Annotated in this window: 16 protein-coding genes; 13 read left to right on the forward strand and 3 right to left on the reverse strand. The window is 69.2% G+C overall.

All coding sequences use genetic code 11. The features are described 5' to 3' along the window. Positions 1–94: 94 nt before the first annotated feature. Complete coding sequence (locus JDV09_RS20670; RefSeq protein ID WP_221371013.1) at positions 95–388, reverse strand: Dabb family protein; 294 nt, start codon at positions 386–388, stop codon at positions 95–97. Between the two features lie 75 nt (positions 389–463). On the opposite strand from JDV09_RS20670, the gene JDV09_RS20675 reads away from it, so the two are divergent. Together JDV09_RS20675 and katG are read left to right on the forward strand one after the other, a co-directional pair. After that, positions 464–916 (forward strand): Fur family transcriptional regulator, encoded by a 453-nt coding sequence (locus JDV09_RS20675; protein WP_221371061.1) that lies wholly within the window; start codon positions 464–466, stop codon positions 914–916. Positions 917–1,018: 102 nt separating this feature from the next. Next, positions 1,019–3,163 carry a catalase/peroxidase HPI gene (gene katG, locus JDV09_RS20680; RefSeq protein ID WP_221371014.1) on the forward strand — a complete coding sequence of 715 codons (2,145 nt, stop codon included), beginning with the start codon at positions 1,019–1,021 and terminating at the stop codon, positions 3,161–3,163. 81 nt (positions 3,164–3,244) lie between these two features. Here katG and JDV09_RS20685 read toward each other — a convergent pair whose 3' ends face one another. Beyond that, positions 3,245–3,934, reverse strand: a complete 690-nt coding sequence (locus tag JDV09_RS20685) for an Rv0518 family GDSL lipase (RefSeq protein ID WP_221371015.1) — start codon at positions 3,932–3,934, stop codon at positions 3,245–3,247. A 59-nt stretch (positions 3,935–3,993) separates the two neighbouring features. Then, positions 3,994–5,193, reverse strand: coding sequence for an acyltransferase family protein (locus JDV09_RS20690; protein WP_221371062.1), 1,200 nt, complete (start codon positions 5,191–5,193; stop codon positions 3,994–3,996). Between the two features lie 258 nt (positions 5,194–5,451). Here JDV09_RS20690 and JDV09_RS20695 point away from each other — a divergent pair, with 258 nt between their 5' ends. From JDV09_RS20695 to JDV09_RS20745, 11 genes are all read left to right on the forward strand, one after another. Next, positions 5,452–6,636 carry a PP2C family protein-serine/threonine phosphatase gene (locus JDV09_RS20695; protein WP_221371016.1) on the forward strand — a complete coding sequence of 395 codons (1,185 nt, stop codon included), beginning with the start codon at positions 5,452–5,454 and terminating at the stop codon, positions 6,634–6,636. Then, positions 6,633–8,225 (forward strand): sensor histidine kinase, encoded by a 1,593-nt coding sequence (locus JDV09_RS20700; protein WP_221371017.1) that lies wholly within the window; start codon positions 6,633–6,635, stop codon positions 8,223–8,225. Before JDV09_RS20695 ends, JDV09_RS20700 begins: the two co-directional genes overlap by 4 nt. Further along, positions 8,222–8,662: a response regulator gene (locus tag JDV09_RS20705; protein WP_221371018.1), complete on the forward strand. Its 441-nt coding sequence runs from the start codon at positions 8,222–8,224 to the stop codon at positions 8,660–8,662. Before JDV09_RS20700 ends, JDV09_RS20705 begins: the two co-directional genes overlap by 4 nt. 39 nt (positions 8,663–8,701) lie before the next feature. Next, the gene (locus JDV09_RS20710; protein WP_221371019.1) at positions 8,702–9,838 is read left to right on the forward strand and encodes an alkaline phosphatase family protein; all 1,137 of its coding nucleotides are present in this window, start codon (positions 8,702–8,704) and stop codon (positions 9,836–9,838) included. Positions 9,839–10,049: 211 nt separating this feature from the next. Next, positions 10,050–10,646 (forward strand): C40 family peptidase, encoded by a 597-nt coding sequence (locus tag JDV09_RS20715; RefSeq protein ID WP_221371020.1) that lies wholly within the window; start codon positions 10,050–10,052, stop codon positions 10,644–10,646. Between the two features lie 23 nt (positions 10,647–10,669). After that, a complete protein-coding gene (yaaA, locus tag JDV09_RS20720) occupies positions 10,670–11,416 on the forward strand; it encodes a peroxide stress protein YaaA (protein WP_221371021.1) in 747 nt (248 codons plus the stop codon). A gap of 65 nt (positions 11,417–11,481) precedes the next feature. Further along, positions 11,482–11,727, forward strand: a complete 246-nt coding sequence (locus tag JDV09_RS20725) for a hypothetical protein (RefSeq protein WP_221371022.1) — start codon at positions 11,482–11,484, stop codon at positions 11,725–11,727. 3 nt (positions 11,728–11,730) lie between these two features. Beyond that, positions 11,731–12,111 carry a hypothetical protein gene (locus JDV09_RS20730; RefSeq protein ID WP_221371023.1) on the forward strand — a complete coding sequence of 127 codons (381 nt, stop codon included), beginning with the start codon at positions 11,731–11,733 and terminating at the stop codon, positions 12,109–12,111. Between the two features lie 80 nt (positions 12,112–12,191). Next, the gene (locus tag JDV09_RS20735; protein WP_221371024.1) at positions 12,192–12,776 is read left to right on the forward strand and encodes an amidase family protein; all 585 of its coding nucleotides are present in this window, start codon (positions 12,192–12,194) and stop codon (positions 12,774–12,776) included. A gap of 464 nt (positions 12,777–13,240) precedes the next feature. Continuing rightward, positions 13,241–13,558 carry an amidase family protein gene (locus JDV09_RS20740; RefSeq protein WP_372452991.1) on the forward strand — a complete coding sequence of 106 codons (318 nt, stop codon included), beginning with the start codon at positions 13,241–13,243 and terminating at the stop codon, positions 13,556–13,558. A 14-nt stretch (positions 13,559–13,572) separates the two neighbouring features. Next, positions 13,573–14,424: a hypothetical protein gene (locus tag JDV09_RS20745; protein WP_221371025.1), complete on the forward strand. Its 852-nt coding sequence runs from the start codon at positions 13,573–13,575 to the stop codon at positions 14,422–14,424. Positions 14,425–14,438: the final 14 nt, after the last annotated feature.

The raw sequence follows: 14,438 nt of genomic DNA on the forward strand, positions 1-14,438 counted from the left end.
GTGGTCGGAATCCAACATTCCGAGCCTCCGGCAGAACCAGGGCGATTCAGTCACCAAAACACCCGGAATCGTTCCGTTACTTAAGCCGACCCCTTCAGTGGTCGGGGATCTCGAACTGGACGCGGGAGACCTGTTCGAAGAGCACCGCCAGCCGGGCCCGGACCCGGTTGTGCTCGGCGTCCTCGTCGTAGCCGCGGTAGGCGGCCACGTCGCAGAAGTCCGCCACGATCGCGAAATCCCAGTTGCCGTCGCGAAGCCGCGCGTCGGTTCCCACGCTGTAATGGCGTGTTCCCGGGCAGTTCAGGTTGCGCAGGCACCCTTGGATGTCATCGAGTTCGGCGGCATCGTATCCCGGGGTCAGTTTGGCGAGTACCACGCTTCGGATCACGCCTGGACCCTAACAGCGGCGCTGGTAAGCAGTTCGTGTAAACACTTGACTCAGTCCAAAAAACGACGTAGAACTCTGGGTGTGCCTTCGGACAATGCGGAGCTGCTCCGCAGCGCGGACCTACGGGTCACGCGTCCGAGGTTGGCGGTCCTCGAGGCCGTTCAGGGACATCCACACGCCGACACCGACTCCATCTTCGGTGTGGTGCGGCGGGGGTTGCCCGACGTGTCGCGGCAGGCCGTCTACGACGTGCTCGCGGCGCTGACCACGGTCGGCCTGGTGCGCAAGATCCAGCCCTCGGGCTCGGTCGCCCGCTATGAATCCCGGGTGGGCGACAACCATCATCACGTCGTCTGCCGGTCCTGCGGCGCGATCGCCGACGTCGATTGCGCGGTCGGCGATGCGCCCTGTCTTGTCCCGTCCGACCCCGTCGGAAGCCTGGACGGCTTCGTCGTCGACGAGGCCGAGGTCGTGTACTGGGGCGTCTGCCCGGACTGCGCGACCCAGATTTCCCGGTCACAACCGTGACCGCAGCCCAAATCACCACTCCCGAAAGGAAATGCAGTGCCTGAGGAAACTTCTCCGCCGATTGGTGAGGCCCAGACGTCGCCTGCCGAAAGCGGTTGCCCGATGGTCGTCAAGCCGCCCGTCGAGGGCGGCAGCAACCGGGATTGGTGGCCCAACGCGGTCAACCTGAAGATCCTGCAGAAGAACCCCGATGTCATCGACCCGATGGACGACGGCTACGACTACCGCTCGGTGGTCGCGAACCTCGACGTCGACGAACTGACCCGCGACGTCGACGCGGTCATGACCGACTCGCAGGACTGGTGGCCCGCCGACTTCGGCCATTACGGGCCGTTCTTCATCCGGATGACCTGGCATGCCGCCGGCACCTACCGCGTCCAGGACGGCCGTGGTGGCGGCGGCCGGGGCATGCAGCGCTTCGCGCCGCTGAACAGCTGGCCCGACAACGTCAGCCTGGACAAGGCGCGCCGCCTGCTGTGGCCGGTCAAGAAGAAGTACGGCAAGAACCTGTCGTGGTCGGACCTGATCATCTTCGCCGGCAACCGCGCGCTCGAGCACATGGGCTTCAAGACCGCCGGTTTCGCATTCGGCCGCCCGGACTTCTGGGAGCCGGAAGAGGACATCTACTGGGGCGCCGAGCACGAGTGGCTGGAAACGTTCCACCGCTACCCCGGGGACAACTCCGAGCGCACCAAGCTGGAGAACCCGCTGGCCGCAACCCACATGGGCCTGATCTACGTCAATCCCGAAGGCCCCGAGGGCAAACCGGATCCGGTGGCCGCGGCCACCGACATCCGCGAGACCTTCGGCCGGATGGCGATGAACGATGTCGAGACCGCCGCGCTGATCATCGGCGGGCACACGTTCGGCAAGACCCACGGCGCCACCACGGTGGAGAACGGGCCCGAGCCCGAGGCTGCACCGCTGGAACTGCAGGGCCTCGGCTGGGCGAACTCGGGCGTCGGCAACGACACCGTCAGCTCCGGTCTCGAGGTGATCTGGACGCACACCCCGACCAAGTGGGACAACAGCTTCCTGGAGATCCTCTACGGCAACGAATGGGAGCTGACCCAGAGCCCGGCCGGCGCCTACCAGTGGAAGCCCAAGGACGACGGCTGGGCCAACACCGTGCCGATGGCCCAGGGCGACGCCAAGACCCATCCGTCGATGCTGACCACCGATCTGTCGATGCGGATGGATCCGGGCTTCGAGAAGATCACCCGGCGCTGGCTGGACCATCCCGAGGAGCTCGCCGAGGAGTTCGCCAAGGCCTGGTTCAAGCTGCTGCACCGCGACATGGGGCCGGTGGTGCGCTACCTCGGGCCGCTGGTGCCGCAGCAGACCTGGCTCTGGCAGGACGTCGTCCCCGCCGGAAGCGACCTGTCCGCCGACGACATCGCCAAGCTCAAGAGCGCGATCGCCGATTCGGGCCTGACCGTGCAGCAGCTGGTGTCGACCGCGTGGAAGGCCGCGTCGTCCTACCGCAGCAGCGACATGCGCGGTGGTGCGAACGGCGGCCGGATCCGGCTGCAGCCGCAGCTGGGCTGGGAGGCCAACGAGACCGACGAGCTGTCCCTGGTGATCCGCAAGCTCGAGGAGATCCAGGGGTCGTCGGGAACCGGCGTCTCGTTTGCCGACCTGGTGGTGCTGGCCGGCAACGTCGGTGTCGAGAAGGCGGCCAAGGCCGGCGGCGTCGACATCGAGGTGCCGTTCACCCCCGGTCGCGGTGACGCCACCCAGGAGCAGACCGACGTCGAGTCGTTCGCCTACCTGGAGCCCAAGGCCGACGGCTTCCGCAACTACGCCGGCAAGGGTCTGCCCCTGCCGGCGGAGTACCAGCTCATCGACAAGGCCAACCTGCTGGGCCTGTCCGGGCCGGAGATGACGGTGCTGATCGGCGGCATGCGGGCGATGGACACCAACTTCGGTGGGACCAAGCTCGGTGTGCTCACCGATACGCCGGGTGCGCTGACGGCCGATTTCTTCGTCAACCTGCTCGACATGGGCACCAAGTGGGCCCCGTCGTCGGCCGACGACGGCACCTACGTGGGCACCGACCGGGCCACCGGTGCGCAGAAGTACACGGCCAGCCGTGTCGACCTGCTCTTCGGGTCCAACTCGCAGCTGCGGGCGCTGGCCGAGGTCTACGCCGAGGACGACTCGAAGGACAAGTTCGTCAAGGACTTCGTCGCCGCGTGGACCAAGGTGATGGACGCCGACCGCTACGATGTGGGCAAGGGACTCTGACCCTCAGCACGGCAGAAGTTACGGGCGCCCGGCTCACAGTGATGTGGGCCGGGTGCCCTTCTGTTGTCGCGATGAAATGGCTCAGTACGGGTGCAGCTGCTTGCCGATCAGCGGCGCGATCTTGTCGGCCATGTAGGTGTGGCCCGCATCGGTGGGATGGACGCCGTCCGCGCCGATCAGGTCCGGCCTGCCGGCGAACCAGCGCGCGGCGATCGGGTCGACGAATGTCGCGCCGGCCAACTCGGCCTGATAGCTGAGCACGTCACGGATCCGCAGGATCTCCGGCGGCGGATCGGCCGTCGGCCACGGCGGGCCGATCACCAGCAGGTGCGCCCTGGGGGCTATCTGGTGGGCCAGGTTCAAGGTGCCGTACATCGCGATCGACAGCCGGGTCGGGTCGACCGGCATGTCGTTGCGCGACCCGAAGAACACCACGAGTTCGTCGCTGGGCTTGACCGCGCGCACGGTCAGATCCTCGAACACGCCGCCCCGGTTGCCCCGGGTGCAGAATCCCGCCCCGCCCTCGGCGGCGACCGTCGGCGTGACGGCGATCCCATGCTCGGTCAGTGCTCGCCAGACTTGCGGCGGCCAGCCCTGCGGCCCGTTGCCGCCCTGATCGCTGCCTGTTGTGTACGAGTCGCCGATCACCGCGATCCGGTTGACCGCGTAGTCGAGGTGGCGTACCGCACGCTGCTGGACGTCCGGGAAGTGCGCGATGAACAGGCCGAACACCACGGCGGCGCAGAGCACGAAGGAGAACAACCGACTCACTGGACCAGCCTAGGTGGCGCGCCGGGGCGCTTGCATTCGACGCGCCGTGCCCGCCAACGTCATCCGGCCCGCGCGGCGACCGACTGCAGGTGGCCCTGCGGCGCACTCTCGGGCCGGTCGGCCGGTGGCCGGTTGGGACGAACCATCCGCCGCATCCAGTGCCGGGCGGGTTCCTCCACGAAGTGGTAGAGCACCGCGGCCAGCGCACCCGCCAGCAGGATCAGCCCGACCAAGGTCAGCTTGGCGGTCCAGCTCGGCTCCAGCGTGATACCGAACTGAAGGGCCGTCCAATTCCAGGCGGTGTGCACGATCTCGTGAATCATGTACAGGCTGAACGAGATGTGACCGAGGTAGACCATCACCCGCGTCGACAGCAGCGCCGGCAGCGTGCCGACACCGATGGCCAATGTGACGACCAGCGGGAGGAACAGTACGTCGACCAGGCCGCCGGCGTCGTAGATCGTCGTCTTCGGAATGTTGTCCAACAGGTACAGCCCGCCGACGATGCCGACGCCCAGCAGCAGCGCCCCCACCCCGGCGGCCTGCCGGCCGCGGTCGGTGATCCGCAGCCGGCGGACCGCCGCGCAGGCCAGCGCACCGGCGATGAACTGCATGACGATGCGGGGCAGCCAGCTCCACGGTGTGTAGAACACGCCGCTGGCCAGCAGGAACAGCGTGGGGACCAGGGCCGCGACCAGTGCGAGCAGCAGCAGTCCGCGCGCCCGGGTGGCCGAGGCGATCCGGAACACCACCAGGACCAGTGCGCCGAACAGCAGGTAGGCCAGCCACTCGGCGCTGATCGACCAGGCCGGGCCGTCCCAGCTCGAACGGTCGAAGAACGGCTGGAACCACAGCTGGACCAGCAGGAACTGACGGAGCCAGCTGATCGCGGTGAGCTGATCGACGTCGGGTGACGGCCAGTCCCCGACGTAGAGAGTGAACAGGATCCAGGCCGCCGCGAGGTGCATGGTCACCAGGTACACCGGCCATACCCGGGCCAGCCGCAGCCAGAGGAATTGCAGGGTGGACCGGGTCGACCAGGACTCCCCCATCCGGTCCAGATAGTTCCAGGTCAGCACGAAGCCGCTCAGGATGAAGAACAGGTCGACGCCCTGCGCGCCGGCGTCCAGAACCGGTGCCAGCGTGTCGCTACACGGCGGGGAGGCCTGCGCCAGCAGCGGCCGGAAGTGGAACAGGACGACCCACACGGCGGCGACGATGCGCAAGCCGGACAGGGCTCTGATCTCTCCGGTGGGCACACGGCTCTTTTCGTCGGGACTCGCGGCGTCGATGATGCCGGTCGATGGCGGGACAGACGGCACGGGCACTGGCCGCCTCCCCCGGACCAGGCGCCGGCGGCCGGTCGCAGATTACCAGCGCCACGAGGGCGCAGGCGGCCCGCAACGCCGGTGCCGACCGTTCGCTGGCCGGCCGGACGCCCGGGTACTCTGCAGAGATCGTCACTCGAGCGCACCGGCCTGCGACACACCCGCGAGCCGACCAGAAGCACAGGGTCCATGAGCGCCCACGATGACCACGAGTCGTTGTGCGTGCTGCTGGTCGAAGACGATCGGGCCGACGCCATCCTGGTGGAGGAGTTGATCGCCGATTCGGGCGTCGACATGCGGGTCGACTGGGCGGCGACGATGGCCGATGCGGAACGCGCGCTCGCCGCAACCCGGCCCGACTGCGTCCTGCTGGACCTGCACCTGCACGACACCGTCGGCATCGACGGTCTGACCCGCATCGCCGCCAGGGACGCCACACTGCCGATCGTCGTGCTGACCGGCCTGAACGACGAACATTTCGGCGTCTCGGCGGTGGCGTCCGGGGCGCAGGACTACCTGGTGAAGGGCCGGGTCGATCCGGAGATGCTGCGCCGCGCGGTGCTCTATGCGATCGAGCGCAAGCGGGCCGAGCTCACGGCGGTCGACCTGCACGCCAGCCAGTTGCGGGCGCGGGAGAACGCCCGCCTGGAGCGTGGGCTGCTGCCCTCCCCGCTGCTGCTCGACGATCCCGGCGTCGAGATCGTCACTCAGTACCGGCCCAGCCGGGAGAACGCTCTGCTCGGCGGCGATTTCTACGATTTCGTGCAGACCCCGGACCGCACCGTGCACGTGATGATCGGCGATGTCGCCGGCCACGGCGCCGACGAGGCCGCGCTGGGTGTCGCATTGCGGATCGCCTGGCGGGCGCTGACGTTCGCCGGTCTGCGCGGCTCCGACCGGATGCGGCAGCTCGAACGGATCCTGCGTGCCGAGCGGGCCGGCAAGGGCATCTTCGCCACCGTCCTGAGTCTGGCGATACCGCCCGACGGGCCGACGATCACCGCGGTGCGGGCCGGCCATCCCGGCATGCTGCTGCACGGTGGCGGCACCGTCGAGTGGGTGGAGCCGCCGGGCGGTCCCGCGCTGGGGCTGCACGCGGGAGATTGGGCGCCCCAACAGGTGCCGTTGCCCGAGGGCAAGGGGTTGGTGCTGCTCACCGACGGGCTCTTCGAGGGCCACGTGGGGCGCGGCAACGAGCGGCTCGGCGAACAGGGATTGCTCGAACTGGCCCGATCGCTGGCTATGCTGCCCGGCCCGCAGTTCGTCGCCGCCCTCATCGACGCCGTCGAGGAGCGCGCCCAGTCGCACGGCGGGATCGGCGACGACATCGCCGTCGTCCGGGTCGAGCGGGTGCCTCGGGTGGCTCAGCGATGAGCAGCCCCCGGAGGCGCCAGGTCCGCCAGCTGACCGTGCAGGGCTGGCAGTACCTGGTGTTCGCGGTGATGGGGGTGGTGGTGCTGGCCGGCGGCACCGCGGTGGCGGTGCTGCTCAACCGCACCGACCAGGTGTCCGGGCAACTCATCCGCCACATCCAGCCGGCCCGGGTGGCGGCCTACAAACTGCAGGCCGCGCTGCGCGACCAGGAGACCGCCGTGCGGGGCTACCTGATCGCCGCAGACAAGCGGTTTCTCGAGCCCTACTACGAGGGCCGGCAGGTCGAGCAGGAGGCCTCGGCGGAGATCCGCCAGCTCGAGCAGGATCGGCCCGATCTGCTCGATGATCTCGATGCCATCGAACTGGCCGCCGGCTCCTGGCGGACGAACTACGCCGATCCGTTGATCGCCGGGGTGGACCCGGGCGATCCGAGCCTGGTGTCGCCCAGTGCCGCCCAGCAGGGCAAGGTCGAGTTCGACCGCCTGCGCGTGCTGTTCGACGTCCAGAACGAGCACCTCGACGGGGCCAGGACCGACGCCATCGGCGAGCTCGACCAGATGAGAACCTGGCGCAACGGGGTGCTGCTGGCGATGCTCGGCGCGTTCGTGGTCACGATGCTGTTGCTGGCGGTGCTGCTGCGTCGGGCGCTGGTACGCCCGCTGGCGGCACTGGCGAAGGCCTGCCGCAGCGTCGCGCAGGGCAACTTCGCCGAACGGATCGTCCCGCAGGGCCCCAGGGACATCCGCGCGATCGCCGACGACGTCGAGAACATGCGGCAGCGCATCGTCGAGGAACTCGACGCCTCGCGCGCGGCCGCCGAAGCGCTCGACGTGCACGCCGAGGAACTGCGGCGGTCCAACGCCGAACTCGAGCAGTTCGCCTACGTCGCGTCACACGACCTGCAGGAACCCCTGCGCAAGGTGGCGTCGTTCTGTCAGCTGCTGGAGAAGCGGTACGGCGACGAACTCGACGAGCGCGGTCGCGAGTACATCCGCTTCGCCGTCGACGGGGCCAAACGCATGCAGGTGCTCATCAACGACCTGCTGACGTTCTCGCGGGTGGGTCGGCTCAACGCCACCGAGGTCGAGGTCGGTCTGGACCGGGCGCTGGACAGTGCGCTGGGCAACCTGGAGACCTCGATGCAGGAGTCCGGTGCCGTCATCGAGCGACCGGCCGAGGGGCTGCCCGAGGTCAGCGGCGACCCCACCCTGCTGACGATGCTGTGGCAGAACCTGATCGGGAACGCGGTCAAGTTCCGCCGTGCCGGTATCGCACCGCGCATCCGGATCGAGTGCCGTCCGGAGTCCGACGACAGCGGACCACACTGGGCGCTGTCGGTGTCGGACAACGGGATCGGGATCGCGCCGGAGTTCACCGACAAGGTGTTCGTCATCTTCCAGCGGCTCCACGGCCGCGACGCCTACGGCGGCACCGGCATCGGGCTGGCGCTGTGCAAGAAGATCGTCGAGCATCACGGCGGCACGATCTGGATCGACACCTCGTATACGGATGGAACCCGGTTCCGATTCACGCTGCCTGCCAGGGCGGATGACTCGGCCGATGCACTCCTGGAAGGATCGGCACCATGACACCCGCCGAACGCGCCATCGACGTGCTGCTCATCGAGGACGACCCAGGTGACGAGTTGATCACCCGGGAAGCGTTCGAGCACAACAAGATCAAGAACACGCTGCACGTGGCCCGGGACGGCGAGGAAGGGCTGGACTTTTTGTACCGGCGCGGTCCGTTCGAGGACGTCCCGCGGCCCGACCTGGTGCTACTGGACCTGAACCTGCCGAAGTACGACGGGCGTCAGCTGTTGGAGAAGATCAAGTCCGATCCCGAGCTGAGTCACATCCCGGTGGTGGTGCTGACCACCTCGTCGGCCGAAGAGGACATCCTGCGCAGCTACAAGCTGCACGCCAACGCGTATGTGACCAAGCCGGTCGATCTCGACCAGTTCATGAACGCCGTTCGTCAGATCGACGAGTTCTTCGTCCAGGTGGTGCGTCTCCCCCAGATCTGATCGTCGCCGGTCCGGCCGGGCGTGTGGCACGCTCGGAGCGTGGAGCTGCCGCGTCTCGATCCGGGACTTCCGTACCTGGCCGATGTCGCGCCGTCGGTGCTGGCCGCGATGGGCGTTGCGGGCTTCGAGCCCCGCATCGAGATCGCCCATGACGTCGCCGGTGCGTGCGTGCTGTTGATCGACGGCCTGGGCGCACAGCTGCTGGACGACCACGCCGCGGACGCCCCGGTGCTCGCCGCGCTGGCGCGCCGCACGCTGCAGGTCGGTTTCCCGTCGACCACCGCCGCCGGTCTGGCGGCGGTGGGAACCGGCTGCCGGTCCGGTGAGCACGGCATGGTCGGGATGGCCTTCCGGCTTCCCGATGTCGGGGTGATCAACGCGCTGCGCTGGCGGCCCCAGCCGTGGGGTGCCGACCTGCGCGAGCGGGCCGTCCCCGAATCGGTGCAACCCCGCCCTACGGTCTTCGAGCGGGCCCGGGCCGGCGGTGTGACCGTCAGCGTCGTCTCCGCCGCGCAGTTCGACGGCTCCGGCCTGACCAGGGCGGTGCTGCGCGGAGGCCGCTTCATCGGCGTGCATGCGCTGGGCGATCTCGCCGCCACCGTGAGCGCCGCGGTGGCCGGCGGTGGCTTCTGCTACGGCTATCACGCCGATCTGGACCTGGTCGGCCATCTGCACGGACCCGGTTCGCCGGCCTGGCGCATGCAGTTGCGCCAGGTCGACACGCTGGTGGAGTCGATCGTCGAGCGGCTGCCGGCCGGCGGGTTGCTGGCGGTGGTCGCCGACCACGGCATGGTGCGGATCGACGAGGCGGCGGCGATCGACCTCGACGCGAGCTCTCCCCTGCAGGACGGGGTGGCCGCCGTGGCCGGGGAGGTGCGTGCCCGGCACGTCTACGTCCGCGACGGCGCGCTCGGCGACGTGCTGGCCGGGTGGCGGGCCGTTCTCGGCGACCGGGCGTGGGTGTGCACCGGTGACGAGGCGATCGAGGCGGGCTGGTTCGGCGAGCGGGTCGACGACGCCGTGCGGCCCCGCATCGGGGATGTGGTGGTGGCTGCCCGCGGGGCCTCGGGGGTGCTGCGCAGGACGGCCGAGCCGATCGAGTCCGCCATGGTCGGGCAGCACGGTTCGGTGACCGAAGCCGAGCAACGGATCCCGTTGCTGCTCGCGCAACGTTGAGGTGGCCCACCAGCGGCTTTCGCCTACCGCCTAGCGATCGAAAATCACTGATGGATAACGTTATTAACCATCGTGGCAACGGTTGGATATCTTTAGGCCAAAGTGCGATCCGGACAATGGGTTTCGCAAAGTGACGTGAGTTACGCCGCGGAATGTGCTCGCGATCACAGATTTTGGTGGGTTTTAGAGACCTCTGTTAACGTCCGGCTGCATGTTTGCTCTCGCAACTCTCTTGACGCTCGTCAACCAGGTGTCGGGCACGCCCTACATCTCGGGCGGTGACTCGCCGGCGGGTACGGACTGCTCGGGTCTGGTGTCCTGGGTCGCCAACGCCGCGACCGGCCGGCCGGTGTACGGAGACCGGTTCAACACCGGCAACATCGAACGCGCGCTGCTCGATCGCGGCTTCAGATACGGGACGCAGCCCGGTGCGCTGGTGGTCGGCTGGAACCGCGGACACACCGCCGCGACGCTGCCCGACGGCACCCCGGTCTCGTCCGGCGAAGGCGGACGCGGAGTCCGGGTCGGTGGTGGCGGCGCCTATCAGAACCAGTTCACCAATCACATGTTCCTGCCGATGCCGCCCGACCAGCCACCCGCGGCCGATCCCCTGCTGACGCCGCCGATGGCTGTGCCGCCGGTCACGATGGGGCTTCCGGCACCCCCGCCGCCGGCCCCGGACCCCCTGGCGACGCCGCAGCCGGCACCCGGGGCGCCCGTCGCGCTGATGGCGGCCGACGTCCCGGCGCTACCCGCCCCCGTGCCCTCGCCGGAGGCCCCGCTGCCCCCGCCGCCGGGAGTCGCCTGACCGCGCGCGCTACCGTCTGTGCCGTGATCGTGCTGCTGCCGCCGTCGGAGACCAAACGTCCCGGCGGCGACGGGCCGGCGCTGGCCCTGGACTCGCTGAGCTCACCGGAGCTCAATCCGCTGCGCGCGGAGCTGGTGGCCGAGCTGGTCGAGTTGTCCGCCGACCGGTCCGCCAGTCGAGCGGCGCTGGGCATCTCGGCGGCCCAGGATGCCGAGATCGACCGCAACGCCGCGCTCTACACCACGCCGACCATGCCGGCCCTGCGCCGCTACACCGGCGTGCTCTACGACGCGCTGGACGTCGAGTCGCTGCGGGGCGCGGCCGCCGACCGGGCCCGGGCCCGGCTGGCAGTCGGTTCGGCGCTGTTCGGGTTGCTGCGGGCCGACGATCCGATCCCGACCTACCGGCTGTCTGCGACGTCACGGCTGCCCGGCCGGGGCACCCTGGCGGCCCGGTGGCGCCCGGTACTCGACCCCGTGCTGGCCGCCCTGGCCGACCGTGAACTCGTGGTCGACCTCCGGTCGGGATCCTATGCCGCACTGGGCAAGGTGCCCGCCGCGGTCACCGTCGACGTCCTCGCCGAGCAGGCCGACGGGCGCCGGAGTGTGGTGAGCCACTTCAACAAGGCCCACAAGGGCCGGTTGGCCCGCGCGCTGGCCGGCACCAGGTCCGAACCCGGGGACGCCGCCGCGGTCGCGGCGGTGGCCCGTCGCGCCGGCCTGCGGGTCGAGCGACGGGACGACCACCTCACCGTCGTGGTCTCGGCCTGAGCCGAGCGGGCCCGCCGCGGCCCGCCCGTTGACGCGCGTGCGCCGACGGGAGAGACTGTGCGCCGATGTCCACACTGCGGGTGTACCTGCGCATTCAGGCGATGATGTTCGTCTTCGGCCTCGTCGGCCCGATCTTCCTGGTCGTCTTCTTCGCCGCCCCGCCCGACCCCGAGATGCGCTGGATGTTCTGGTGGGGGCTGTTCATCACCGCCGCGGACATCCTGATCGCGCTGGTGGTCACCGATTCGACGGTGCGCAGCGAACGTGCCGTGGCCGCGGCCCACGCTCGCCAGGAAGCCGAGGACGGCTGAACCATGGGTTACCCCTATCCCGGCTACCCCGGTTATGGCCATCCCCCGCCGGCCCGGCCGCAGCGTTCCGGTGCCGACATGGCGATCTCGATCACGGTGCTGGTGTTCATCGTGGCACTCGGCGGGATCGCGGCGGTGATGGGCTTGTTCTCGGTGGCGTTCATCGACCACTGCCCACCGGCGACATGCAGCATCGAGGGCGCGGTGACCGCGGTGTTCACCTCGCTGCTGGTGGCCGGGGGCATCGGCGTCGCCGGCGTGGTGTTGACCATCGTGCAACTGGTCCGGCGCAGGACCGCCTGGCCGTTCGCGGTGGCAACCCTGGCGCTGTGCCTGATGACACTGTTCGTCGGCGCCGTGGGATATGTTGCCGCCGTGAGCTGAGGCACCGCCAGAAGTGCTGCACTGCAGCCTGTTTCGACGACGAGTTGCCGGATGCGACCGGCCGCTGGATGATCCGCGGCATGGATAGTTCGACGGCGTTTGAACTCGCAGGCACCGATGCCCTCGGCCAGGCCGCGCTGGCCGCGGCCGGTGAGGTCTGCGCGGCCGAACTATTGGAGGCCGCGATCCTGCGACTGGAAGCCGGCCGGGATCTCAACGCCGTCATCGTCGACCTCTTCGAACGCGGCCGCGCGCAGGCCGCCGCCCTCGACACCGTCGGGGTGCTGCGGGACGGCTCGGCGGGCCCGCTGGCCGGAGTTCCCTTTCTGCTCAAGGACCTTGGCGCGTCGCTGGCGGGAACGCCCGAGCCGTCGCTGTTCGGTCCCACCGCCAACCCGTGGTCGCCGACGATCACCCCGGGCGCCTCCAGCGGAGGGTCGGCGGCCGCCGTCGCGCCCGGTATCGTGCCCGCGGCCTCCGGTGGTGATGGTCGCGCGTTCGGCATACCTTCAGCGGCCGGATCACTCCGACTGGCAATTACTCAAGGCGGGTTGAAACGAATCCGCCCACCCCGGTATGTCGGGATGGGCGGATTCTCTGTGTGGTCCAAACGCCGAGCCGCTACTTGTTCTGCCCCGGCGCGTTTTCTGGGCCGTTGTTCTTGACATCGTGGACACCTTTCGCGATGACGCCCCCTTGCAGGTGTCCGGCGGTTGCCGCGGAGCTGGCCGCCGGACCCCAATCGGTGCCGGACGCTTTGTCGTGCCCGGGGACGTCGAGCCCCCAGACCGGCCCGTGATTACCCCGATTTCCCTCGTCGGCCCAAGCCGTTGCGACCGTTCCCATCATCAGACCGAACACAGCGGTGCCCACGATCAGTGCTCGTTTCACGGGTATCCCCCTCCATTGGATGCGGCACATTGCTGCATGCTTTGAATGCCGAACTGTGCTGAACAGCTAATGGCATGGATCCGCCGGGTGCTAGAGGCTAAGGTCCTTTGTCGATCCGTTGTCACCAGTTTGCTGTCAGCCCTCTGGCCTGACCAGCGGGGCGATCGCAATCGCTAAGATCTCGTCTGGGTCGGCGGCGCGCTTCGTCATCAACGCCCCAGTGCCGCGGGCGGGGGTGGTGGTCACGACGACTTTCTTATGCTGTCTTTTCACACTGGCCTACGCCGCCCCGCCGCCCTACCGGCTGCTCGACCAGCCGCGCGGCACCACCCGGGCGTTCTTCGACGTGGAGTTCGCCACCACCGGGTGGACGTCGCTGGCCAACGTCACCGGGTGGGCCGCGATGTCGCTGCCACTGGGCGTCACCGCCGACGGCCTGCCGATCGGCGTCCAGCTGATGGCACCCGACGAGACGATCCTGCTGAAGCTGTCCGCCCAGCTGGAAACGGCGATACCGTGGGCCGGCCGCCGACCGCCGGGCGGGGTGGCCGGCTGACCCGAGGAGGCCGCATGCTCAGGGACATCCGGGAACTGACCGATGACCCGGAGGAGTACGCGGCGGAACTGCGCCGACGCTGGGGCGGCCTGCTCAGCTACCGCTACATCGGCCGCAGCTACGCCCAGATGGATCTCGGGCCCGAGGACAACACCGTCACGGTGCGGCGCGACATGCGCGACGGCGCCGGCGGGCTGCTGCTGGCCGTCCTCGGCATCGCCTCCCCGGAGGGCGGCCACATGTCCGACCTGGAGGCGGTGCCCAACCCGGTGATCCACAGCTGCCAGATCCTCGACCCGGGAGTCGGCGTCGAGCGCATCGAGATCGTCTCCGAGGAGATCAAGCGCGGCAGGCAGATGGGCTACAGCCGGTCGAAGATCGTCGACGCCGACCACCCGGCCCGGGTGCTGGCGCTGACCGAAGGTCAGGGCATCAGCATCGGCACGCCGCCCGCCGGCCTGCAGAAGATGGCGGCCAACCCGCTCGAGATCGCCGACTCCCCCGCCCTGCCCCCGCTGTGGGAGGTGTTCGGCGCCCGGCTACGGTCCGACGGCCGCTGGGCACTGCCGGAGCTGTCCGTCGACGTCGCCTCCCCCGATGCTGCGCTGCACATCGGACCGCAGTTCGTCACCCTCGAGGCCGCCGCCGTGCAGCGTGCCGCCGAGCTGACCGGCACCACCCGGCTGCACGGTGTCTCGTCGCACGTCATGTTCGTCGCCCGCGGCAAGGCCGGTCCGTTCCGTGTCGAGACAGAGCCGCTGATGGGAGCCCCGGGCGCCGTCGCGGTGCGGGTGGTGATGCACGACGAGGGCTGCGACGATCGCGTCACCACCGTGGGCTCGTACCTATTTCGGAGAGCCGATTAGGCCGCTGTGACAGG

The sequence above is a fragment of the Mycolicibacterium xanthum genome (assembly GCF_019710635.1).
In the GTDB taxonomy this organism is placed as follows: domain Bacteria; phylum Actinomycetota; class Actinomycetes; order Mycobacteriales; family Mycobacteriaceae; genus Mycobacterium; species Mycobacterium xanthum.

Coding starts and splice junctions, on each gene's coding strand:
- katG (WP_221371014.1), top strand. CDS start 1,019: ATGGTCGTCAAGCCGCCCGTCGAGGGCGGCAGCAACCGGGATTGGTGG.
- JDV09_RS20695 (WP_221371016.1), top strand. CDS start 5,452: ATGAGCGCCCACGATGACCACGAGTCGTTGTGCGTGCTGCTGGTCGAA.
- JDV09_RS20700 (WP_221371017.1), top strand. CDS start 6,633: ATGAGCAGCCCCCGGAGGCGCCAGGTCCGCCAGCTGACCGTGCAGGGC.
- JDV09_RS20705 (WP_221371018.1), top strand. CDS start 8,222: ATGACACCCGCCGAACGCGCCATCGACGTGCTGCTCATCGAGGACGAC.
- JDV09_RS20715 (WP_221371020.1), top strand. CDS start 10,050: ATGTTTGCTCTCGCAACTCTCTTGACGCTCGTCAACCAGGTGTCGGGC.
- JDV09_RS20725 (WP_221371022.1), top strand. CDS start 11,482: ATGTCCACACTGCGGGTGTACCTGCGCATTCAGGCGATGATGTTCGTC.
- JDV09_RS20730 (WP_221371023.1), top strand. CDS start 11,731: ATGGGTTACCCCTATCCCGGCTACCCCGGTTATGGCCATCCCCCGCCG.
- JDV09_RS20735 (WP_221371024.1), top strand. CDS start 12,192: ATGGATAGTTCGACGGCGTTTGAACTCGCAGGCACCGATGCCCTCGGC.
- JDV09_RS20745 (WP_221371025.1), top strand. CDS start 13,573: ATGCTCAGGGACATCCGGGAACTGACCGATGACCCGGAGGAGTACGCG.